Source organism: Caldifermentibacillus hisashii, from assembly GCF_039654145.1.
Classification (GTDB): Bacteria; Bacillota; Bacilli; order Bacillales; family Caldibacillaceae; genus Caldifermentibacillus; species Caldifermentibacillus hisashii.
The window spans coordinates 3,411,548-3,434,636 of sequence record NZ_CP155467.1; the positions used below are offsets into that span (position 1 = coordinate 3,411,548).

At 36.6% G+C, this 23,089-nt stretch carries 20 protein-coding genes; 6 read left to right on the top strand and 14 right to left on the bottom strand.

Annotation, left to right across the window (positions count from 1 at the left end):
- Positions 1-273 precede the first annotated feature (273 nt).
- On the top strand, positions 274-1,971 hold the full coding sequence (locus tag NSQ14_RS16505; RefSeq protein ID WP_346216605.1) for a methyl-accepting chemotaxis protein: 1,698 nt from the start codon (positions 274-276) through the stop codon (positions 1,969-1,971).
- Positions 1,972-2,123: 152 nt separating this feature from the next.
- Here the strand turns inward: NSQ14_RS16505 and pgmB are convergent, their stop codons facing one another.
- From pgmB to NSQ14_RS16535, 6 genes are all read right to left on the bottom strand, one after another.
- On the bottom strand, positions 2,124-2,795 hold the full coding sequence (pgmB, locus tag NSQ14_RS16510; RefSeq protein WP_346216606.1) for a beta-phosphoglucomutase: 672 nt from the start codon (positions 2,793-2,795) through the stop codon (positions 2,124-2,126).
- Positions 2,796-2,855: 60 nt separating this feature from the next.
- On the bottom strand, positions 2,856-3,881 hold the full coding sequence (locus NSQ14_RS16515; protein WP_235369777.1) for a LacI family DNA-binding transcriptional regulator: 1,026 nt from the start codon (positions 3,879-3,881) through the stop codon (positions 2,856-2,858).
- Between the two features lie 50 nt (positions 3,882-3,931).
- On the bottom strand, positions 3,932-4,759 hold the full coding sequence (locus tag NSQ14_RS16520; RefSeq protein WP_041902038.1) for a carbohydrate ABC transporter permease: 828 nt from the start codon (positions 4,757-4,759) through the stop codon (positions 3,932-3,934).
- Between the two features lie 7 nt (positions 4,760-4,766).
- Positions 4,767-5,648: a carbohydrate ABC transporter permease gene (locus NSQ14_RS16525; RefSeq protein WP_041902039.1), complete on the bottom strand. Its 882-nt coding sequence runs from the start codon at positions 5,646-5,648 to the stop codon at positions 4,767-4,769.
- A gap of 289 nt (positions 5,649-5,937) precedes the next feature.
- Entirely contained in the window at positions 5,938-7,194 is a 1,257-nt protein-coding gene (locus tag NSQ14_RS16530; protein WP_095142383.1) for a sugar ABC transporter substrate-binding protein, read from the bottom strand.
- A 58-nt stretch (positions 7,195-7,252) separates the two neighbouring features.
- Positions 7,253-9,604 (bottom strand): glycoside hydrolase family 65 protein, encoded by a 2,352-nt coding sequence (locus tag NSQ14_RS16535; RefSeq protein WP_346216607.1) that lies wholly within the window; start codon positions 9,602-9,604, stop codon positions 7,253-7,255.
- A gap of 592 nt (positions 9,605-10,196) precedes the next feature.
- On the opposite strand from NSQ14_RS16535, the gene NSQ14_RS16540 reads away from it, so the two are divergent.
- Together NSQ14_RS16540 and NSQ14_RS16545 are read left to right on the top strand one after the other, a co-directional pair.
- Positions 10,197-10,505 (top strand): phasin family protein, encoded by a 309-nt coding sequence (locus NSQ14_RS16540; protein ID WP_034772764.1) that lies wholly within the window; start codon positions 10,197-10,199, stop codon positions 10,503-10,505.
- Positions 10,506-10,672: 167 nt separating this feature from the next.
- Positions 10,673-12,325: an ABC1 kinase family protein gene (locus NSQ14_RS16545; protein WP_034772766.1), complete on the top strand. Its 1,653-nt coding sequence runs from the start codon at positions 10,673-10,675 to the stop codon at positions 12,323-12,325.
- 213 nt (positions 12,326-12,538) lie between these two features.
- Here NSQ14_RS16545 and NSQ14_RS16550 read toward each other — a convergent pair whose 3' ends face one another.
- From NSQ14_RS16550 to NSQ14_RS16585, 8 genes are all read right to left on the bottom strand, one after another.
- The gene (locus tag NSQ14_RS16550; protein WP_346216608.1) at positions 12,539-13,003 is read right to left on the bottom strand and encodes a hypothetical protein; all 465 of its coding nucleotides are present in this window, start codon (positions 13,001-13,003) and stop codon (positions 12,539-12,541) included.
- A 57-nt stretch (positions 13,004-13,060) separates the two neighbouring features.
- Positions 13,061-13,780 (bottom strand): glucosamine-6-phosphate deaminase, encoded by a 720-nt coding sequence (gene nagB, locus NSQ14_RS16555; protein WP_041844783.1) that lies wholly within the window; start codon positions 13,778-13,780, stop codon positions 13,061-13,063.
- Between the two features lie 9 nt (positions 13,781-13,789).
- The gene (nagA, locus tag NSQ14_RS16560) at positions 13,790-14,962 is read right to left on the bottom strand and encodes an N-acetylglucosamine-6-phosphate deacetylase (RefSeq protein WP_041844784.1); all 1,173 of its coding nucleotides are present in this window, start codon (positions 14,960-14,962) and stop codon (positions 13,790-13,792) included.
- 215 nt (positions 14,963-15,177) lie between these two features.
- The gene (locus NSQ14_RS16565) at positions 15,178-16,032 is read right to left on the bottom strand and encodes a MurR/RpiR family transcriptional regulator (protein ID WP_043988083.1); all 855 of its coding nucleotides are present in this window, start codon (positions 16,030-16,032) and stop codon (positions 15,178-15,180) included.
- A 12-nt stretch (positions 16,033-16,044) separates the two neighbouring features.
- Complete coding sequence (locus tag NSQ14_RS16570; RefSeq protein ID WP_375293579.1) at positions 16,045-16,755, bottom strand: N-acetylmannosamine-6-phosphate 2-epimerase; 711 nt, start codon at positions 16,753-16,755, stop codon at positions 16,045-16,047.
- A gap of 353 nt (positions 16,756-17,108) precedes the next feature.
- Entirely contained in the window at positions 17,109-17,966 is an 858-nt protein-coding gene (locus tag NSQ14_RS16575) for a hypothetical protein (RefSeq protein ID WP_346216609.1), read from the bottom strand.
- Between the two features lie 216 nt (positions 17,967-18,182).
- Positions 18,183-18,365 (bottom strand): hypothetical protein, encoded by a 183-nt coding sequence (locus NSQ14_RS16580; RefSeq protein ID WP_034772833.1) that lies wholly within the window; start codon positions 18,363-18,365, stop codon positions 18,183-18,185.
- 64 nt (positions 18,366-18,429) lie between these two features.
- Positions 18,430-19,125 (bottom strand): NAD(P)H-dependent oxidoreductase, encoded by a 696-nt coding sequence (locus NSQ14_RS16585; RefSeq protein WP_034772835.1) that lies wholly within the window; start codon positions 19,123-19,125, stop codon positions 18,430-18,432.
- A gap of 165 nt (positions 19,126-19,290) precedes the next feature.
- On the opposite strand from NSQ14_RS16585, the gene NSQ14_RS16590 reads away from it, so the two are divergent.
- From NSQ14_RS16590 to NSQ14_RS16600, 3 genes are all read left to right on the top strand, one after another.
- Positions 19,291-19,860, top strand: coding sequence for a hypothetical protein (locus NSQ14_RS16590; RefSeq protein ID WP_034772784.1), 570 nt, complete (start codon positions 19,291-19,293; stop codon positions 19,858-19,860).
- A 575-nt stretch (positions 19,861-20,435) separates the two neighbouring features.
- Positions 20,436-20,924 (top strand): competence protein ComK, encoded by a 489-nt coding sequence (locus tag NSQ14_RS16595; protein WP_034772787.1) that lies wholly within the window; start codon positions 20,436-20,438, stop codon positions 20,922-20,924.
- Between the two features lie 535 nt (positions 20,925-21,459).
- Complete coding sequence (locus NSQ14_RS16600) at positions 21,460-22,149, top strand: copper homeostasis protein CutC (RefSeq protein WP_034772789.1); 690 nt, start codon at positions 21,460-21,462, stop codon at positions 22,147-22,149.
- The last annotated feature ends 940 nt before the right edge of the window (positions 22,150-23,089 follow it).

Here is a 23,089-nt window from a genome sequence, read left to right on the forward strand (position 1 = left end):
CTGATCCTTGCTATAACAATCCTATCAAGATAAATTTAAGTTTAATTAACTTTTTCAATACAGTTTAAATTTAACATGTTTCTGCTAATTCGTCAACCGCTTACAAAATATTTTTGGTGTATGACACAACAGTGATGTAAAAATTACTTTATTATTATGATTGGTATTTTTAAAAAAGAAAATAGACCGATATAAAATATAGACGGATGAAAATAAAGTCCGCATCCATTTGTGATTATTTTTACAATTTATTATTTTAGGGGAGGGTTATGGATGAAATTATTCCAGTTTAAAAGTATAAAAGCTAAAATTCTTTTATCCTTTTTGACGATTATTGTGTTAATGGTCATTTTAAGCATATTAAATATGGTATCCATGAACACCATTAACAAAAAAACGGAAAATATTCTCGATCAGCAGTTGGCCTTGTTAGTTATCAATGAACAGCTTGCCGAAAATATGGCGTCGAGAGTTTCCTTACTACAGTCTTTCCTTTTATCAGACAACGCGTTATATCGGGAAGAATATGAAAAAGGGATCGATGCGAGTATCGAGCTTGAAAATCGGGCTGTAGACCTATCCGATTCCGATGAGCTCAAGCAGCTGATTGACCGGAAAGTAGAATGGGGGAAAATGACCGATGAAGTTCTTACCCTTTACGACCAAGGCAAGAAAGATCAAGCTATGAAATTAATGATTGAAAAAGTGGTCCCTATTAGTCAAACTTTAATTAGTGATTTTAATCATATGGCACAATATCGGGGAGAACTTATGCAAAACTTGGGACAAGAATCGACCCAAACCGGAGAACAAGTATTTCTGATTGCTATTATAGGTTCACTTATCGGAATTGTGGTTGGTCTCATTTTTGCTTTTCTAAATACTTCATCCATTGCAAAACCACTTAAACAAGTAACGAGCCGAATGAAATTAATGGCGAAGGGTGATCTAAGTTCAAAGCCGTTTGAAACAAATTTACGGGATGAAATTGGTCAATTAATGGTAGCGACCAATGAAATGAACAGTCAAATTCAAACGATGTTAAAAGAAATGGCCCAAGTAGCCGAAACCGTTTCAAGTCAAAGTGAGGAATTATCTCAAGCGGCAAGTGAAGTCAAAACCGGTTCCGAGCATATTGCAGTAACGATGGGTGAACTGGCTTCCGGCTCCGATTCTCAAGCAGCCAGAACAACAGAAATTTCTTCGATAGCAAATGGATTGGTATATACCATCCAGCAGGTTAATGAAGGAGGAATAGAGATCGGGGAAACCTCAAATTCTGTGCTGGAAATGACGAATGAAGGCAAGAGATTAATGGAAGCTTCAACAAATCAAATGTCAAACATTAACCAAATCGTCCAAGATTCTGTGGAAAAAATGGAGCACCTAAACATCTTATCGGGAGAGATTTCGAAATTAGTCGTTGTCATTAAGGAAATTGCCAACCAAACAAACCTGTTGGCACTAAATGCAGCCATTGAAGCAGCCAGAGCCGGAGAACAAGGAAAAGGGTTCGCTGTTGTTGCTGATGAAGTCAGAACGCTCGCAGAACAAGTGGCTGTATCAGTTACCAATATCACAAGCTTTGTTACCAATATCCAAAGCGAAACCCGCTTAGTGGCAGACTCTCTGCAAGCCGGATACCGGGAAGTGGAAAAAGGAACGGATCAAATTATCATGACCAATGAAACATTTCAAAAAATAAACGACATGGTCACACATATGGTCAAACGGGTTGAAACAATTACATCAGACTTAGCAGCCGTTACGGAACGAAGTCATGAGTTTAATCGTTCAATCCAGGAAATTGCCGCAGTAACCGAAGAAAGTGCGGCCGGTATTGAAGAGGTTGCAGCGATGACCCAACAAACAAACAGCTCAATAGAAGATGTAGCGATTAGTTCTGCTCAGCTCGCCCAACAAGCAGAAAAACTTAATAATATGGTTCAACGTTTCAAACTGGCTGGCTAACCCTTAAAGCCAATTGGACTGTCCGATAAAAAGAATCCCCTAATGGGTGAAGCCTTTAATTATCAAAAAATCGACACCTCCTCCTATCTATTAAAAACACGAACGGGGCTGCCGTAAGTCAAAAAAATGACTTTCCGGACAACCTCGTTTGCTTATTTAGATGCAAATTTTTCAATGATTTTATCCATATTTAACTGACTTGTATCCGACACGAGATAGTCTGCTTCATGCAAGTGTTCAGAATCACCAATTCCGACAGAAAACATCCCAGCTCGATTAATGGCTTCGATGCCTGCAGCAGAATCTTCCACACCAATACAATCCGCATACGCAAATCCAAAATAATCTGCAGCAACAGTAAACGTTTCAGGATCCGGTTTTCCTCGTTTTACTTTTGCAGCATCAACCATATAATCAAAGTAATTTGTCAATCCAAGCCGATTAATCACAACCGGGGCATTTTTACTTGCCGAACCGAGGGCAATTTTTATCTTATTTTCTTGAATTTCTTTTAGTAATTTTTCTATCCCCGGTAAAATATCTTTTGGTGTAATTTGATTAATTAATGTTTTGTAATATTCATTTTTTTGTGTGGCCAACTGTTGTTTTTCTTCCATTGACATCGTTAATAGTTCGGGTTTTAAAGTTAAAATTTTTTCTAATGAGTCCATGCGACTAATCCCTTTTAATTTTTCGTTAAATTGCCTGTCAATGGTTACACCGAGTGATTGGGCCAGTTGTTTCCACGCCAAATAATGATATTCAGCTGTATCAGTTATCACGCCGTCCAGGTCAAAAATAAATAGTTTTGGATATTTCGTCATTTTTTCTATTCCTTTCTTTTAAAGATTCATTACTTTTTTCCATGTAGGAAAAACTTTTCTTTATAATGGTTTTACACTGTCTCGTTCAATAATTTTATAATCAACAACAACCTGCTTTCCTTTCGCGCGACCTTCCATAATTTCTTGAAGATGAAGTGCTGCTTGTCTACCCAATTCAAAAAAGTTTTGCTGAACAGTGGTAATCGGCGGTTGGGTAAATTCCGTTATTGGAATATTATCAAAACCGGTGACTGAAACATCTTCCGGAATTTGTAAACCTGCTTCTTTGATTGCTTTCATGACGCCAATTGCCATAATATCACTAAATGCAATTATAGCTGTTGGTCGATGTTTTTCCAAATACTTTTTTGTCTCTTCATAGGCTGCCTGTTCCAAAAACTGCCCGTATAAGATATCTCCTTCATGTAATTGGAGACCAAAGGCGGCAAAGGCTTCTCTTACACCACGCAATCGTTCATTGTTAACATAAGCCGCTTTTTTACCGGCCATAATTGCTATCCTACGGTGATTTTGTTCTAATACCAACTCGGTTATTTTGCGACTTGCTTCAATATTATTAATCGATACATTTCCGATCAATGGTGTATGATTATTTAAATGGAAATCGATGAGTACGCAAGGGATATTTGTATTAATCAACTCTTTAAAATATGGATCGTCCGTTCGAATTCCTTGTAAGATGGTACCGCCAATATTTCGTTCTCGACAAAATTGTGCATAACTTTTCCGTTTCTGTTTATTTGAGTCAATTAAATAGATGGCCAACTCATACTCTTTCTCCTCTATGGCTGTGTATACACCTTTAAAAACCTCAATGGAATTCACGCTATCTTTTTGGCTACTGTCTAAAATTCCTGACGTAATCAGGCCAATCGTTAACTGTTTTTTAGAGGATAGATTTTTTGCAACCAGATTTGGCGTATAATTCAATTCTTCGGCAACTTTTAATATCTTTTGCCTGGTTTTTTCGCTAATATCGGGATAATTATTGAAGGCTCGCGATACAACCCCGATTGATACCCCCGCCCTTTTCGCAACATCTTTAATTGTTGCCAATGATAACACCTGCTTTCCTACTAAAAATTTGGCAGTTATATATAAGTGAAAAATTGGATCTACTTAATACCTGCCGTCTGATCATTACTTGTTATGAAATATTTATTTAATAAAATATAAATAATCAAAATCGGAATAATTGAGATAATTGCCCCGGACATAATGACATCCCATTTTGTCGCGTTCATATATTGTTTCGAGATTGCATTTAATCCTTGTGTCAGCATATATTTATCAGGACTTGAAATAAATAATAATGGCTTCATAAATTCATTCCAAATCCCCATGAATACAAATACAGCCTGTGTTGCAACGGCACCTTTTGCATTTGGTAACACGACTTTAAAAAAAGTTCCTAAACGGGATAATCCATCAATGGTAGCTGCCTCTTCCACATCTTTCGGGAAGTTAATGAAAAATTGACGCATCATGAAAATGTATGAAATATTAATCATCGTTGTAAAAATCAATGACCCATGGGTATCAATTAATCCTAAGTTTGATATAACAATATATAAAGGAATCATCGTCACCTGAGAAGGTATCATAATCAATAATAATAATAAACCGAATAGCACATTTTTTCCTCTAAAATCGATTCGTGCCAATGCATAACCCGCCATTGTATTAAAAACTAAATTCAATACAGTTACTATGATCCCAACAATCAGCGAATTACCGATCCAAGTCGGGAATTGTGAGCTGAAAACGGTTTGATAACCATCCAGACTCCACTGTTCAGGGAGGATTGAGTTCCCGCCAACAATTTCTGCAGTTGTTTTAAATGATGTTAAAATACTCCATGCGAACGGAAAGAGGGTTAATAAACTGTAGCCAATCAATAATATATAAATTATGATCTTCAGTGTTTTATTTTCTTTTTTCATGATTTCATCACCCATTTATTTTATCTGCGTTTAAAAGTTTATTCACGATAGACGTCACCGTAAAAATTAGTAATCCAAGAATAAAGGCCAATGCTGTCGCTCTTCCCATATCATTACTATTAAATGCTAATTGATAAATGTATAGAGAAAATGTTAACGTTGAGTTTTGAGGCCCACCTGTACCATTCGACATAATAAATGCTTGGTCAAAAATTTGAAAGCAACCAACAAGCCCCATCGTCACAACGTAAAAGGTAATTGGCATTAATTGAGGGACCGTTACATATAAAAATTGTTTTACCTTATTAGCCCCGTCAATGGCTGCTGCCTCATAAAGACTCCCCGGAATATCTTGTAAACCGGATAAAAAGACAATCATAAAATGGGGAACAGTTGAAAAGATGTTCATTGTCATGATAACTGCTAATGCTAAATCAGGATTTGTTAAAAATTGGATTCTTGAACCGAATAAAGAATCATATAAATTGACAATAAATCCATTGTTATTGAATAACCACATAAAAATTAGCGTCATGGCTGATGAAGATGTTAATGTCGGGATAAACATAACCGATAGAAAGGCGCGGCTAAAATGAACTTTACTATTCAATAAGGCGGCTAATATCATGGCAATAATGGTCTGAATCGGAACAACTACCAACACATATTTCCATGTATTCTCAAAAGCCGCCCAAAATTTTGGATCAGAAAAGATTTTTGAGAAATTATCAAAACCGACAAATGTTCTTGTTCCGGATAATAAGTCCACTTTAAAAAACATCATAAAAAACGCATAGACAATAGGTATTAAGGTAAATATCATAATCGTAAGGAGCGCAGGCATTAAGAAGGAATATCCTTGTAAATTTTGTCGATGCCCACTGTTCATAATTATCACCTCATTTGATAAAGAAAAATACGGGCGTCTGAGCCCTTAGGCGACTCGTGACGCGTAGTTCATCAAAAAACATAAAATTTTTACGGCTGCGATGTTTTTCCTTGAAACTTTCTTAGTTACATATACATAATTTTTAAAATTGTACACGATGTCGAATTCACATCTTTGCTGGAAATTTTGACATTCTCCATGTTCAAAGAAAACTATGCACAATAGCAGTAAAATAACTGCTATAGGGAGGGGTAACGGATGGAATCACCCGTGCCCCTTATCTTGCTGATTACTTTTGTCTGTCAATTTCAGCGTTTGCTTCTTGCTCAGCAGACTTCATTGCTTCTTTTAGAGTTACATCACCGTTTAGTGCTGCCTGGAAGTGGTTGTCAAAAGAGGAAGAGATAACCGGCAATGTTTCACCCGAAGCCCAAACAGTACCATACTCTGCCCCTTCAACATGTGCTTTTAGATCAGGGTTATCGTATAAATTCATTTCATTGGCAACGGATTGACGAGTTGGCAGTGTACCGGATAGCTCACTCCATTGTTTTTGGCCTTCACCTGTCATAAAATTAATAAATTCAATAGCGGCATCCTTATTTTTCGAATTCTTTGAAACCGCATAACCTACATTAAATATCATTGTTTGTTGTTGTCCATTGATGGTTGGAGCAGGTAGAACAGCATAATTTACATTTGGATAATCCTGTTTTAATGCACTTAATACCCAGTTCCCTTCAATCATTATTGCAGCTTGATTTGTACCAAAGGCAGCACCTGCGGAATCAACACCCAAATCAATTGTTGGATTTAATAAATAGCCTTCATCTTGACCGTCAACGATACTTTGCAAATAATCAAGCGTGGCTTGACTGGATGTGAAATCTGCATAACCGTCTTCTTTTACAGGATTCAAACCGGTAGCTTTGAATGCACTTAAGTGTCTTGCCATTGTACTATCAAAAATCATCGCAGCTTGCCCTTTGTCTAATTTCCCTTGAAGTTCTTTTGCAAAAGCTAACAAACCTTCCCAATCAGACGGAACATCTTGGACGGTATATCCTGCTTTTTCCAATAAATCAACATTTACATAAGTGGCAAGTGTTGAATAATCCTTTGGCACTCCATACAATTTCCCATCTTTACCACGGAAGCCATCTAATAATGGTTGGAAAAAGTCATCTGGATTCTTAACTTTATTCGACAAATCCTCAAGAACACCACTGGCGATAAAACGAGGCGCTACGTAGGATTCAAGATAAAAAACATCCGGTGCATTTTTTGCTGCAAAACGTGCTGTTAATGTATCTTGGAAATTGTCTTGGATGACTTCAATTTTTACATCGACGCCTGTTTTTTCTTCAAAACTTTTTACCGTGGTTTCTAATGCTTTTGTTTCTGTTGGTGAAGAACCCCAAACAGCTAAAGATAAAGTTTTTGAATCCTTTGATCCCGATTTACTACTCTTCTCGTCGTTAGAACCACAAGCAGCCAATAAACCAATCACCATAAAAACCACCAACAGTTTTACTAATTTCTTCATCCTTCTTCCCCCTCATATTCATTGTTTTAAAATTTATCATCACCCTTCAAACATGTAGTTATGGTTGAAGAGGAATGTCCACTACATCCGTACATACGTATTCCTTACCAAACACGTCAAAGGATAATTTCTCTTGTCTTTCCGCTTTTACAATCAGTTTTTCATGATTTGCATAAATAGTAACCGGTTGACCTTGCCATTGCATTGTAAATTGAATATCTTGCCATTGATCAGGAAGCTTTGGATTAATTTGTAACCTTCCATTTTTTAGACGAATACCGGCAAAACCAAAGATCGCTGTTTGCCAAATTCCCCCAATTGAAGCGGCATGAACACCATGATCAGATGAGTGCATAAAGGGACCGAGATCGATTTCTGTTGCCTTTCTAAATAAAGAATAGGCAAGGTCCTTGTCACCGATATCATTTGCAATAATGGCATGTGTCGATAAACTTAACGAGGAGTCATGCAAAGTTCTCGGTTCATAATAATGGAAGTTTTTCTCCTTTACATCATTCGAAAAAATCGCATCTACTTGCTCCAATAAATAAAGGAGGATAACGACATCCGCTTGTTTTGTCACTTGTATTCGATTAACTTGCTCCAAATTATAATCTTCAAACAAAGTACCAACTTTGGCGCTATTTTTATATTTCGATAGGTCAATATTTTGCAATTGTAAATACATATCATCTTGCGGAATAATCGCATCTTCTTTTCTTGGTTGCGGTAAATAAATCTTTTCCAATTTTTCCTTCCACATTGGATATGCTTGATTTACTTGAATTTTTTCATTCAGCTGCTCAATCCGTTTGGGGTTATTTTCAATAAGGCGCTCATACAAACGGACTGCCAGTTTCATATTGAATGCTGCCATATAATTAGTAAACGCGTTATTATTGACATGCTCTTTATATTCATCAGGCCCGATGACATCATTGATATGGTATTCTTGCTTTTCCTCGTTCCATTCAAGTCGACTTGCCCAGAACCTCGCTGTTTCAAATATCATTTCATAGCCATAGCGGTCCAAAAAGTCTTCATCACCGGTGACAAGATAATATTGATAAACTGCAAAGGCAATATCCGCTGAAATATGTTGTTCGATAAAGCCGGACCATATTTTCGTTTGCTTTCCGGTAACGATATCAACAGCTCCCCAAACCGGTGTCACTTCACCATCCGATGGCCAAGCTTGCTCCCATGGATACATTGCACCTTCATAACCGTTTTCAATCGCTTTTTTTCTTGCTCCTTCAAGACCGAGGTAACGATACTTTAATAGAGAACGAGCAACTTTTGGGTTAGAAAAGGTAAAAAATGGTAAGATAAAAATTTCTGTATCCCAGAATGAATGACCTTTATACCCTTCACCGCTTAACGCTTTTGCCCCAATCCCCATCCGTTCATCATGGGCCGGTGTCATTACCGTTAAATGATAAAGTGCAAACCGTAAAGCAAGTTGGTCATATCCATCCTTACTGTTTATCCTCAGTTTGTAATAATCCCAAACTTTTCTTTTCCAAGTATTTACATGGCGTTGAAATAATGCGTCGTAACCTTTTGAAAAACTGTCTCGTAAAGCTTGCAAAGACGTTTTACGCAGAGTTTCTAATTGAACGTCTTCATGGTCAAATTCTTTATCACGGCTCGTATAAACGGTTGTTAATTTTTCCATGATTAGCTTGTCATTTGGATTTAGTTCAACTTGGTAGGTTAGCCATACTTTCCGACGATCAATTGTCATTGTCGGCTCTTTTGTTTCCATACCGTTAACCGTCACACGATGAGCAGTATTAATTACCACGTCAATATTGGATTCGATGGTCTTTTGCAACAATTGAATAAATCGCTTATCAAATATTCGCTTCTCACCTTCATGGAAATGTTGAGTTCCGCTATTTGTCATTTGTGCATTGATACCGGAATCAAAAGAAATTTGGACTGTGGCATTGAGACTTTCCACTTCCATTTTCATTCCGATTAAATGTAAATGATCAAGAGAAACAAATCGTCTAAATGTAAACCGTAACAATTTTCCTTTAGGTGATGTCCATGTAAATGATCTTGTTAATTCAGCTGTTTTTAAATTAAGTTGACGAATATAGTCTTTCGTTTCTCCAAACTCTAAACTAAATCGTTCTCCGTCAACCCGAATATCAATGCGAGTAATGTCGGCCAGATTGGGAAGTTCTGATACTTCCATTTCACTGAATTTATTGAACGTACCATTAACAAATAAGTTTCTCACCTCTTTTAAATAAGGTTCTTCTGTTACTGAGCGTAACCCCATGTATCCATTGCCGAGATACATGATTGATTCGCATTTTCCTAATTTGTCCGGTGAAAAGGCTGTTTCAGAAATAATCCATTTTTCAAATTCACCTTTTCCCAATGTGTAATTTAGCATAAACAAACCTCCAACGAAAACGTTTTAGATTTTAGGTATATGAATTGAAACAATTAAAGTACTATCTGATCAAAAACGTTTTAGATTTTAGGCAAAAAATCAAAACAGGATTCGTACCATCTTACAGAAGTAAATAAATCAATACAGTATTAGTACTATCTAACCAAAAACGTTTTAGGTCAAACAATAATAATACCATCCCTCCGAAAACGTTTTTGTCATGTACAAAAAAACTAAAACGCTTATTTTTTATTCTCAAATCGTTTTTGTCTGAGTTAAAAGCATAGCCTCTCTGACCTTTTGTGCAAAAACGTTTTTGTTAACCGCTTACAAACACATTTTATACCCTTTGTAGCCATTCGTCAACAATTATTTTTTATTTTCGTAGCAAAATCGGTATTCGAATTTTGACAATGGCATCTAATTAACTGGTTAAAGATACTCATTTTTATGGGACGCAGGACAGTTAACCATTTCGTAATTTTCAATGAATTTTTCAGAAATTGATTTACTTTCCCCTCATGTCTGTTTAAGATGAAGGTAAAGATAAATTTGGTAAAAGAGTTTATACTAATAACAGGAGGGATTCTTTATGAAAGACTTAATCGATCGACTTTTTACATTAGGGTTAGGTATTGCTGCGGTAAGCAAAGAACAAGCAGATAAAATTATTGATGAGCTTGTGGAAAAAGGAAATATGGCAAAGACGGAAGCTACCGATATTATCGATGAATTAATGAAAAAAGGAAAAGAAGCACAAGAAAAATGGGAAACTACAGTGGAAGAAAGAATAAACCAAGCGGTACAAGAAAGTAAACTTGTATCCAGACAAGAATTTGAAGAATTAAAAAAGCGGGTTGAAGCTTTAGAAGAAAAGTTGTTAAATAAAGACAACGAATAAAAGTAAACCTTTAAATCAGTGGGGGTTTCCCATCCCCACTGATTATTCGTTAAATCAACCGGGCAATTGGCTTCCAATTTTGCTCTTTGAATTACCAAAACGGGGAGATTTTGTGACCACTAGTGCAATATAAATATAATACTTTAATGTCATTCGAGGTGGAATAAATGATTGGAAAACGCTTGAAGTATGCCCAAAGATATCAAGAAATCCTGACAGCCCTGTTGAAAAACGGGCTTGGTTTTGTCGTCAAAGATTTAGGATTACTTGGTTTTAAAAGAAAGGCTGAAGCGGATTCCACCATGTATTCCAAAAGCATCGCTGAACGGATCCGATCGGTTCTTGAAGAATTAGGACCTACCTTTGTCAAACTCGGGCAATTGGCTAGTACCCGAGTTGACCTCATACCTGAAAACATTATTAAAGAGTTGGAAAAACTGCAAGACAATGTAGCACCGATTCCCTTTAGTGATGTTGAAAAAATTATCGAAAAGGAACTGGGGCAACCGGCTAATGATTTATTTTTAGAAGTGAATGATCGACCGATTGCATCGGCTTCGATTGGCCAAGTCCACTATGGCAAACTTCCCACCGGACAAGAGGTTGCTATTAAAGTCCAACGACCAAATATTGAGGAAAAAATTGACATTGATTTACAAATATTGAGTGATCTAACCAATCTCATGGAAGAAAAGTTGGAATGGGCCAACAATTACCGTATCTCGGAAATCGTAGAGGAAGTATCAAGATCATTACGACTTGAACTTGATTATACTGTAGAAGCATGGAACGGTGAAAAGATTGCACGCCAATTGAAGGAACATCCAAATTACATAATCCCTTCGATTCACTGGGAATATACAACCAAAAGAATATTAACGATGGATTATATTTCCGGCACCAGGCTTCGTGATTATGCGAAAAACGCATCAGAAGCTGAAAAAAAATTGGTTGCTAAACAATTTGTTGAATGTATGTTTCAACAAATTTTTATCGACGGCTTCTTTCATGGCGACCCTCACCCCGGAAATCTGTTCGTCCTTCCCGACAAACGAATGGCATTGATTGATTTCGGTATGATTGGACGCTTATCACCGAGTATGAAAAATGATTTAGCTTCCGTGATTATCGCTTTGAAAAACAGGGATATAAACGAGGTTATTTTTCTTTTTTTAAAACTAGGGCAAAGCTCCGAGCCGATTGATAATGATCAAATCTATGCGGATATTGAAGTTTTGATTGAAATGAATATGGACATTCCCTTACAGCAAATTAGTCTGGCTAACTTGATAAATAACTTAATGGAAATTTCATTCAAATATCGGGTTCGGATGCCGGCTGACTTGACAATTCTCGCTAAGACATTACTAACAATGGAAGGGATTCTTTCCCATCTAGATAAAGATTTATCAATTATCGATATGGCACATCCTTTTGGTGAAAAACTGATTCGTGAACGTTTGAAACCATCAAAAATTATGAAAGAAACCCGGAATAAGCTTAGGGAGATTCAAACATTTCTAACCCAATTAATGAAATCGGGTAGTTCGATTACGAAGGATGGCAAAATCCATGTGGAAATTTCTGTCCCGGAAGTGAAAAATTTATCAAAAAAATTAGATCGGGTTACGAACCAATTATCGTTTAGTATTATTCTCCTTGCTTTTAGTATTATGATGGTCGGTTTAGTTGTTGGGGCTTCAATATCAAATGTAAAAACGTTTCTTTGGAATTTTCCTGTTGTAGAAGTCGGCGGAGTTGTTGCAACTTTAATGTTTCTTTGGCTGCTTTTTTCAATTCTTAAGCATGGAAAGTTTTAAATAAAGGTTCCGAAAAAATTTTGCGGGGCTCAGTTAAATATCTAACAAACCAATTCGCTGGTTCTTACAATGAGAGTATTAAGTACCAACTGTTCCAATTAACCAATCTGCAGTTTCGGACAAATTTGGGTCAGATAAAGGTCAGGTGATGGTACCTGACCTTTTTTATTTCATATAAAAGAAAGAGCGTACCCATACCTGATCCCAATGAGACTAGTCTTTCACGGTATAACGAACCAAAATATTTTGCCCATGTTCATTTTCATAATATTCAATGGTAACCGTTGTATCTTCTGCAATTTTCTCCCATTCGTCAGTTGTGTCCAGATCAATTTGTAAAGTTAAATATTCTTCCCCATCTTTTACTTCAATCGTGTGAGGATCAGCCAAACCTGTATAAACCACATCTTTTTTAATTAAATCTAAATCTTCCTCATCGGCAGTCAAACCGTTTTCATCAGTATTGCTTGTCCCATTCTCTTCATCAGTTTCAGAGGCGTTTTCATTTTCATCAACCGAGCCGTTTTGGTCATTTTCCTTATTGGTATTATCTGTTGCCTTTTCTTCAGCAGTCTGTTCATCCTTTTCGTTGTCTTTTGTTTCTGCAGTTCCACATGCACTTACAAATCCAATGAGTATGATACTTATCAAAAGTGACAACCACTTTCTTCCTTTCATTTTCCCACCTCACAATAGAGTTTGATGCTCCACAGGAAAAGAATAAGTTTTTTAATATCAATTGTCAAATGCAATATCAGTAATGACGGTTACATCATTGTGCAATTTTAAAACAGAAGCCGGGAAGCTTTCATCAATTTCGTCCGATAAAAGCCGTTTGAAAGCCTCCATTTTTGCTTGTCCGGAAACGAGCAATAAAATTTTTCGACTCTCCATAATTGTTTGAATACCTACCGTTACTGCATGGGTCGGTACCTCATCCATTGAAGAGAAAAATCGAGAATTGGCCTTCCGGGTACTTTCTGTTAATTGGATGATATGGGTTCTACTGGAAAAGGATGTGCCCGGCTCATTAAAACCTATATGCCCGTTTTGACCAATTCCTAAAATTTGCAGATCAATTCCACCCTTTTCCTTAATTAATTCTTCATATCGTTCGCATTCTTTCATCATGTCTTCTGCTTTACCATTTGGAATAAATGTATTTTCCGGCGAAATATCAATATGATTAAATAAATGTTGGCGCATGAAATATAGATAACTTTGTGGGTGACTACCTTCAAGACCGACGTATTCATCCAGATTAAACGTACAAATTTTGCGGTAACTCGTTCCATTTTTCGCATGATCGTCAATCAATTCATTATATAATCCAATCGGAGTTGATCCGGTTGCCAGACCAAGTACTGCATTTGGCTTATTTTGAACCGTTTCAATAACAATTTTTGCTGCCCTTTCACTTAACTCCTGATAATTACCCACATTTATAATTTTCATTTGTAGAATTCACTCTCCTTTAAACGCAATTCCCCCGCGACAGATCGTTAAAATTGGGTCATATTTTTCATTTAAAACGACAAGATCAGCATCTTTTCCTGCCTCAATAGAACCTTTCCGATGGTGCAATCCAAGTTCTTTTGCCGGATTCATTGTCACCAATTTGACCACTTCTGGTAAGGTTAGGTTAGCAAATTCCATTACATGTTTGACTCCCTGATTTAACTTTAAAATACTTCCGGCTAACGTACCATCTTCCAAGGTTGCTTTCCCGTCTGAAACAAAAACCTTTTGACCGCCCAGCTCCGATTCCCCATCCGGCAGCCATTTTGCACGCATTGAGTCAGTAATTAAAACTGCATGGTCTAAGTCCTTTAAACGGAAAACAAGATCAATCATTTTTGGATGAACATGAATACCATCAGCAATTAATTCCACTGTTAATTCCTTAAGTAATAAAGCCCCTCCTGCAGTTCCGGGTTCCCGATGGTGCAGGCCTCTCATACCGTTAAAAAGATGCGTGACATGACTGGCTCCTGCTTCAACTGCCGCCACTACATCCTGAAAATTCGCATCACTATGACCGATCGATGCAATGACTCCGTGTTCGGCAAGATGTTTTACTAAGGCAATACCATTTTCTTGGTCAGGAGCCAAGGTCACAATCCGGATCGTATTCTGAGAAAGTTCTTGCCACTCATCAAATTGGCTCGGACTTGGTAGTAAAATAAATTCTTCCGGTTGTGCCCCTTTTCTTTTCGGATGGATAAAAGGTCCTTCCAAATGGATGCCGATTATCTCCGCTTGCCCTGTTCGATTTTCAGTAGAATGAATGAACTCACCGGCATTTTTTAGGGCTACTTCAATTGCTTGCTTTGATTGAGTCATCGTTGTTGCAAGAAAAGCCGTTGTGCCTTCTTTTACTAAATGTTGTGCAATCTTATTCAACGCATCAGGTGTCGCATCCATGGCATCTGCTCCGCCAGCACCATGAATATGCTCATCAATAAATCCCGGAACGATCGTCATCGTCTTTGGATAGCTCAAAACTTCACCTGAAAATGAAGTTGGCATGTTCGATACGGGACCGACCTCTTTAATTTTTTCACCCTCTATTAAAACATAATGGTCCTCCCTTAGTTCTTCACCGATACAAACCGTTCCTGTAAGAATGTATTGCATATGATTCACTCACCTTTACAAGTAATTTTGAACTGAAATAATGTTGAATTTCATATTGATTTTTTAAAATGCGTGTTCAAAAGGAGGGTAAAAAGATTTAGCAAGTTAAGCAACATATCATTTAAAAAATAGCATGCTGACGTAGTATTGAAAGTAATTTATCCTTGAGTTGTTGAGATTCCGCTTCACTTTTTCCATTCCTTGCCTGCATCTACTTAAAGTAATTTGTTCACGACTGCTTTTGATGTTAAATCTTTATTTTTTGCAGACTCCTTGGCAGTTTGTTTAAAATATTCCACATAAAGAATATCTAATAGATATAGTTGTGAAATTTTTGCAGTCAGGCTGCCGCCTTGTAGAGGGCCTTCATCAGCAGCAGTAATGAAAATTACATCACTATAAGTTGTTAGTGGTGATTTAGCATACCGGGTAAGAGCAACAATTTTCGCATGTTTATCTTTTGCAACTTTCGCCAATTCAATTATATCTTTCGTTGAACCTGAATACGAAATGATTATCGCAACATCGTTTTCCGTCATTAACGCCGCATTCATCATTTGTAAATGAGAGTCAACAGAGCACTCTGTTTTATTGGTTATTCTCATAAATTTATTTTTTGCATCCAAAGCGGTAATTAATGACGAACCAACGCCGAAAAAATAAATCCGGTGAGCCTGTACCATCCAATGAACCACTTTTGCTATTTCTTCTTTTTGGATAAACTGGGATGTTTCTTTCAATGCTTGAATATTTTTTGTTAATATTTTAGAAGATATATCCTCAAGTGAATCCGTTAACGAAACGTCATTATAAAGACTGATCATATCCTGTTCACTTGATAAACTGTGAGCTAACACAATTTTAAACTCTTGGTATCCTTTTAAGTCCAAACTTTTACAAAAACGAAATATGCTGGACTCACCGACATCACAGGCGATAGCTAAATCGGTAATCGACATGTACATGACATCCTGCATATTTTTTAATATATAATCAGCTACCTTTTTTTCCGTATTTGTAAACGTATTGTATCGCGATTTTATTAGTGAAAAAATATGAGTAGCACCCAACAAAAAATCCTCCTAATTGTGAGTCTCCCGGGATTCCGAGACCGCTTGAATAAATCTTTTGGTTATTTCCATTGGTCGAGTAATAGCTGATCCAACTACTGCAGCATGAACACCTAATTCCATGATTTTCTTTAATTGATCGGGACTTGAAATACCGCCTTCAGCAATAACAGGATTCGGACAATCTTGAACAAGGCTTTTAATCATTTGATAGTTAGGTATTTCCTCATTTTTTGTATAGCCAGTATAGCCGCATAATGTGGTTCCAATCCAGTCAAAACCTATTTGAGCTGCTAACATTCCTTCTTCATAAGTAGAACAATCCGCCATAAATAGCTGATTTGGATATTTTTCTCTTATTTTTGGAAAAAATTCTTTTATCGTGGTTCCGTCCGGCCTTACTCGATCTGTAGCATCTAATGCGATTACATCTACTCCTTCATTGACTAGAAGTTCGATTTCCTTTATGGTCGGAGTAATAAATACCTCACTGTTTTCATAATCTTGCTTAATAATTCCAATGATGGGCAGGTTGACATTTTTTTTAATTTCACGTATATCCTCCAGGCCGTTTGCTCGTATTCCTTTTGCGCCTCCCAACATCGCCGCATAAGCCATCCGCCCCATTATATAGGGACTGTGTAGAGGTTCTCCCGGCAGTGCTTGGCAAGAAACAATTAAACTTCCTTTAATTTGATCAAAAAGCGCTACTTCCTTCTTCAACCCAGACATCTCCAATTGTGATTTTGTTTTTTAGTTATATATTATCTTGTGAAGTAATTTTCAAATATAGTATAACATAGAAGTAGTCGATTTTAAAAATAATTTCCATGTTTTTTATTTTCTTTGGAAAAAATTTTTACCATATTGCTTCAGTGAGTGGGAAATCACATCCCACTAGTTGATGGTTGAACGAATTGGAGGCAAGTGAAAACCCCGGACACGACATTTTACAGGCAAGCAGAAAATCCCACTCCCACCTATCCTCTTTGTAGTCCGCTTGGTGTCGAGGTGCTTGACTACGACTCTTTTCTTGATGGGGGATTTCTTGACTTGCCGTAAAGTTAAAAAAATGATTACAACCCTAATCGTTGTTCAATTTTATTCGTCTTTCTCTTTAAAGTTTCAACTTCTTTAAACAGAAGATTTATATCTGATTTTGTCTCTTGGTTTTGGATTCTCATTTCTTTTCGAATGTCTGTAAAATTTTCGGAAAATAAGGTAGTATGATGCTTGATTAAATTTTTTATTTCCACTTGGCCTTCTTCTAACTTATCTAGACGGCCATCGACTTTATCAAATCGTTTGTCCATGCTGATTAGACGGCCATCCACATCGTCAAACCGTTTATCCATGCTATTCAGACGGCCATCCACATCGTCAAACCGTTTATCCATGCTATTCAGACGACCATCCACATCGTCAAACCGTTTATCCATGCTATTCAGACGGCCATCCACATCATCAAACCGTTTATCCATGCTATTCAGACGGCTATCCACATCGTCAAACCGTTTATCCATACCGTCTAGACGGCCATCCACATCATCAAAGCGTTTATCTATGCTATTCAGACGGCCATCGACTTTATCAAATCGTTTGTCCATGCTGTTCAGACGACCATCCACATCATCAAACCGTTTATCCATGCTATTCAGACGGCCATCCACATCATCAAACCGTTTATCCATACCGTCTAGACGGCCATCCATATTATCAAAGCGTTTGTCCATGCTGTTCAGACGGCTATCCACATCGTCAAACCGTTTATCCATACCGCCTAGACGACCATCCACATCATCAAAGCGTTTGTCCATGCTGTTCAGACGACCATCCACATCATCAAAGCGTTTGTCGACCCCATCGAAACGGCTATTCATTTCATTTCTTAATGCAACCATCTCAGACATCATTTGTTTTAATAACTCTTCCATGTAATCTCCACCCCACTAACCCTTCATACAATTTTTCTAAATAATACTTTGGTTACGAATCAAGGATGATAGTAGTATGTCCGTGGAAAAGTTCCACAGTTGTTTGCATTGTATACCATTGATATACAACAAACATTTGTTCTATAATTAGGATATCTGATTAAGAATAGAAAGTCAACCAATTTTTATAATTTTACCGCAAATTTTACCATGCTTCTATTCACCCCATTTTCGAGGACTCCAAAGTGTACCTTCTAATTCACCTTCCATTTGCTCAATCCGTTTTGTTTGTTCATTAATAATGTTTTGTATGGCCTTTATCAATACCACTTCATTAAAATCTGTACTTTGATTATAAATTTCCTGCAGTTGCTTAAACAGCCACTCTTGTTTTTCCATTTTATCCTCCCATAACATAATGGTTTTCAAAAAATGAAGCTTCCATTCTCCACTTCTACAACGGTCAATCATACATATCATCAAACACCATTTTTAATCCATCAATTGTATTGCGGTTTTCTTCAATTAAATCCACGGCATATGTAAAAATTCGGGCATTTGGTGAGTCCGAATTTTGATCTATAAAATTTTTCAACATGGCAATCAGCCATTTTTCCCTTGTAGTTAGACTAAAATCATTTTCCATTGTCAATAACTGCCAATATTTAATCAATAAATCCATTTTTTGGTCTTCTTCCAAGTAACCGAATTGGAAGATTGTAAGTGGTCTCAAATAGATCATGCCGGTTTTGTGAGCCATTGCTTGGAATGGTTTTGTTAATTCATTAATACTAAATAGTTCTGTACCACCGGCTTGATATTCACGTTCTGCGACACCAATCATTAACACCAAGCCAAATTCTTTACCGTAAAGTGCGTTTCCTCTTTTTCCATAAGCAAATCCCGCCTCCAACACAACATCTTGCCACTGTTTTAACAACGGCGGCGAGCTATACCAATAGAAGGGGAATTGAAAAATAATTCGATCATGCTCTCGTAGTAAAGCTTGTTCTTTAGCAACATCAATTTTTCCATCAGGATATTGAGTCTCTAAATGATGAACAGTTATTTTATCATTCCCCTTCAGTGAGCTTAAAAAATATTGTTGACTACCCGAATTGATTAAATCAGGATGAGAAACAATCAATAATGTTTTCATATCCTTTCCCTTTCCTTCATATTTTGTCATAATTGTATCATAGTTAATTCTAGGAATATAATTATGGAAATCTGTTTGAACATTACTATTGGAATTATCCAGCTAAAGTTGCAAATCCTAAAAAGGGAAATTTGTATCCATGCAAATAACAAGGAGCTGTCCCTTATGAGAAAGAAAGTATCCATTTTTTTATGTGTTCTATATGTCGTCTTTATGGCATTCGTTGCTGTTCAACTTTTTTTGAAAGATAATGACTCCGATGCACTTATTGCACTTGGCGGAGTTGCTTGCGGTCTCATTCCACTCTTAATTATTTTATTGACAAAATTTGAATTAAGTTTGCCGATAATTATTTTTTATCTCGTATTTCTTTTCGGATCGCAATTTCTTGGTTCTCTTCAAGGATTTTACCGTAACGGCTGGTGGGATAGTTTTATGCATCTCATTAGCGGTATTTTAATCGCAATTTTTGGGTTTGACCTCTATAAAAGGTTATTAAGAAAGGATCATATCAGTCATCTTTCACCTTGGTTTGTATCCCTGTTTATTTTATCGTTTGCTGTATTTGGCGGTGTTCTTTGGGAAATATATGAATTTACGATGGACAATTTGTTTGAAATGGGACTTCAAGGTGGGGGAAACCTTGACACTATGACCGATTTGATTACAGATTCATTAGGAGGACTCATCATTGCGATTTGGAGCTTCTTTAAAACAAAAATGCTCATAAAGTGAAACTTCCATCAGTGGGGTTTTTTCTCGCTGATGGTTAGTTGAACCAATCGGGCACTTACGGACACTTATCTTCCTCCTTTACATCTTTGATTTAACTTAAGCTACTGGAGGAAGATTTAGTGACCGTTTGTGCGGGATAAAGTGAAACTTCCACCTATGGGGCCATGTGGATGAAGTGCCTGGCGCTTTTGGTTAATTGAAGCAATCGGATCTTTACGTTGTCCGTCCCACCTATCTTCTTTGTAAACTCGAAAATCTTGAGGGTTGAGATTTTACTGCCCGTTAAGGTGAGAAAAAGGAAAATAGGAAAAATATCCTTATTTTTTAAAAAACATACTCAAAAAGAAGGAATTTTGTCCTAAATTGTCGAAATTAATACACTAACAGAATTTTTATAATTTTTATTCATATTTTAACACTATTTTCGTTTATTTTTCAAATTCTGAATACAAAATATGGCCATTCAACCATCGAATTGTTTTTTGGAAAGCATTCCCAGTGCAAAAAAACAAAATAATCATTCTTTTAAACCTTCTAAAATTAAGTAATTTGTTTGGAAAAGGGGGAAATGTAGAATGTTGAAAGAAGATTATTTGATAAACGGGGATACATGTGCCATTCTGTCAGATTTTGATAATTATGGAAATGAATATTCTATGGTTATTGAAGGGGAACAAAAATTTCTGGTCATGAAGCCGCCAAATAAAATCGTAGAAGACTCTTATATTTTTAGAGGATTTGATCTAAATGGAGCGAGGAATGGTGCCCGGTTTATTTTGAAAGAAAAGAAAAATGTTCCTGTTGTCTACTCTCTAGAGCCCGGAATTATACTAATTCCCTGCAAAACATTGGATCAAAGAGGGAAAATTTGGCTTATCAATTCACAAATTTGTGATATTAAACCATTGAATGATGAGTTAACAACTGTACATCTGTTTGGGGGCCATTCGCTAACCGTAAAATTGAAATGTAAAACTCTCCAAAAAAAAAGATCACAATGCTCATTCCTGTTATTGACCGTCCTCGAACGTATTAATATAGATAATATGAGATTTTATCTCTAAATGTATGTTCAAAAATGTGGATAAAAGGTTCGTGGAAGCTAGTGAATCTGAGTAAATGAGTGTATGTCTTATCACGTGGAGGTAGGATCAAATAATTAAAGGATAAGTTTCACAATTTAAAGTAACAGCCCCTGTAAACGTTTCATTTTGGAATGTAGGGTTTATCATGTTTCAATATCATTGGGAAATTTACTGCAACAAGCCAATTTGCTTCTTTGCTGGAAATTTTTTTAAAGTAGGGAAAAAACGGCAGAAAATATGAGATGAATTGACTTATGATTGCCCGAACCGCGTTTTATGGGACAAATTTGGCAAAAATTGAAACAAAAATGTCTCATAGAATGGCTGTATGGGACAATTTTAGTGGAAAAACAAGAAAAAGTGTCTCATACATATAAATTAATTTGTTATACTTATACTTAATTCTTAAATTTTCCCGCCACGTCGAAATTCATCTTTGCTAAAAATTTATATACTTTTAAAGGACAAAAAAGTAAGACCTAATCAAATACTCCAACAAAAAGAGGGACGGACAATGAAAAAGATTGAAGTAATAACAATGAATGTAAGAGACACACTACAAGCTGAAGAACTTGGGGTTGACAGGGTAGAACTTGTCAGTGCAATGAAAGAAGGTGGTCTAACCCCAAGTTACGGAACAATAAAAAATGTCTTGGCGCATGCAGAAATTCCGGTCCAAATCATGGTGAGGCCACATAGTTATAGTTTCGTGTATGATCAAAACGATTGGAATACGATAAAAGAGGATATTTTAGTGATTAACAGCCTTGGAGGCAATCGGATTGTCTTTGGTTGTATTACGCCAACCGGAGCAATTGATGAAAGCTTACTTTTGAAAGTAATTGAGCTTGTACCTGATTTAGACATTACCTTTCATCGTGCCTTTGATTCCGTTTCTTCGCAAATTGAAGCCTATAAAATTTTATCAAAATATAAAAAGAATGTGAAACGGGTGTTAACTTCTGGAGGAAGACCAATAGCCTTGGAAGGTTCCAACATGCTTAAAAAACTTGTAACATTATCCCAGGAAATTAACGGACCGGAGATTTTAGTTGGTGCAGGAGTCACGCCGGAAAATATTGCCGACCTTGACGCTCAGATCCATGCAAACGAATACCATATAGGTTCAGGGGTTCGGGTAGACGGCGACTTTTGCCAACCGATTGATAAAAGTAAAATTCAATTTTTAAAAAATTTATGGTGAATCAATGTTTTGGCAGCCTTAAGAACATAATTGACTACTCCTCATAAGAAGCTAAAAATTCGGGGTTTCCAGGAAAATATTGTAAATTATAAAAAATGACTCCTGTTTTAATTCCTGAAAATTCCTGTAGTCCAGTTCTATTATTCGATATGATTAGCACCCAAAAAGGCTTTATGGAAAAGATTTGGGCAAATTTTGTGTTAGCTATATTTATCTAGAGACAATATTTTATGCCTTGAGTGTTAGTTTTTTTGAATTATGGGCTTTTTGGGTGGTAGCCATGATATGCCACAAAAACAAAGATACTATTTCCCGCTACAATCCTACATGTAGCGTCAGGCTGCACAAGAGCGGATGAAAATGGTTTTGTGTATTTGTGCGTGCGAATGCCCATATCATTACTGTTTTTCTTGGACTCAATGTAGATTCCAACAGGTTTCCAATTAGAAGGAATCAGGACAACTCAACTCTTTCGGAAACAACGAATTTAACACCAAACTTGTTTGAAATAATCTTTCACCATTTGGTTGGTGGAGTTCTTGCGCAGATAAAGATCCAGCTTATTGTACGAGATATCAGACTATTGAACGTTATTATCCATCAACTATGAGTATGAGCTTATCTCAATATCCATGGGCACATTCCGTAAGACAAAAGCAGTTGTTCTTCTACATAACCGCTTGAATAAATAAAATGACCCACCTTGGTCCGCATTGTTAAGAGGCGTGGTGGGCTCTGTTAATATTATAATAACTTTTTTAATGATAATGTCAATAAAATAATCTGACTTCCGGCGGGAGAACAACAGTCTTTGAAGGTTTCAATATGCTTAAATTGTCATTGTGGCTGTCCTAAAAGTACAACTTCTAAAATTTTATTACTAAAAGAATAGGTTCGGTTGATTTTCGTTTTGGTGGCGGACGCGGGCACGGCCTCAGCC

What these genes read in the sequence shown, in the direction of transcription:
- NSQ14_RS16505 (WP_346216605.1), top strand. Translation starts at nt 274, where the DNA reads ATGAAATTATTCCAGTTTAAAAGTATAAAAGCTAAAATTCTTTTATCC.
- pgmB (WP_346216606.1), bottom strand. Translation starts at nt 2,795, where the DNA reads ATGACGAAATATCCAAAACTATTTATTTTTGACCTGGACGGCGTGATA.
- NSQ14_RS16520 (WP_041902038.1), bottom strand. Translation starts at nt 4,759, where the DNA reads ATGAAAAAAGAAAATAAAACACTGAAGATCATAATTTATATATTATTG.
- NSQ14_RS16525 (WP_041902039.1), bottom strand. Translation starts at nt 5,648, where the DNA reads ATGAACAGTGGGCATCGACAAAATTTACAAGGATATTCCTTCTTAATG.
- NSQ14_RS16530 (WP_095142383.1), bottom strand. Translation starts at nt 7,194, where the DNA reads ATGAAGAAATTAGTAAAACTGTTGGTGGTTTTTATGGTGATTGGTTTA.
- NSQ14_RS16535 (WP_346216607.1), bottom strand. Translation starts at nt 9,604, where the DNA reads ATGCTAAATTACACATTGGGAAAAGGTGAATTTGAAAAATGGATTATT.
- NSQ14_RS16540 (WP_034772764.1), top strand. Translation starts at nt 10,197, where the DNA reads ATGAAAGACTTAATCGATCGACTTTTTACATTAGGGTTAGGTATTGCT.
- NSQ14_RS16545 (WP_034772766.1), top strand. Translation starts at nt 10,673, where the DNA reads ATGATTGGAAAACGCTTGAAGTATGCCCAAAGATATCAAGAAATCCTG.
- NSQ14_RS16550 (WP_346216608.1), bottom strand. Translation starts at nt 13,003, where the DNA reads ATGAAAGGAAGAAAGTGGTTGTCACTTTTGATAAGTATCATACTCATT.
- nagB (WP_041844783.1), bottom strand. Translation starts at nt 13,780, where the DNA reads ATGAAAATTATAAATGTGGGTAATTATCAGGAGTTAAGTGAAAGGGCA.
- nagA (WP_041844784.1), bottom strand. Translation starts at nt 14,962, where the DNA reads ATGCAATACATTCTTACAGGAACGGTTTGTATCGGTGAAGAACTAAGG.
- NSQ14_RS16575 (WP_346216609.1), bottom strand. Translation starts at nt 17,966, where the DNA reads ATGGAAGAGTTATTAAAACAAATGATGTCTGAGATGGTTGCATTAAGA.
- NSQ14_RS16580 (WP_034772833.1), bottom strand. Translation starts at nt 18,365, where the DNA reads ATGGAAAAACAAGAGTGGCTGTTTAAGCAACTGCAGGAAATTTATAAT.
- NSQ14_RS16585 (WP_034772835.1), bottom strand. Translation starts at nt 19,125, where the DNA reads ATGAAAACATTATTGATTGTTTCTCATCCTGATTTAATCAATTCGGGT.
- NSQ14_RS16590 (WP_034772784.1), top strand. Translation starts at nt 19,291, where the DNA reads ATGAGAAAGAAAGTATCCATTTTTTTATGTGTTCTATATGTCGTCTTT.
- NSQ14_RS16595 (WP_034772787.1), top strand. Translation starts at nt 20,436, where the DNA reads ATGTTGAAAGAAGATTATTTGATAAACGGGGATACATGTGCCATTCTG.
- NSQ14_RS16600 (WP_034772789.1), top strand. Translation starts at nt 21,460, where the DNA reads ATGAAAAAGATTGAAGTAATAACAATGAATGTAAGAGACACACTACAA.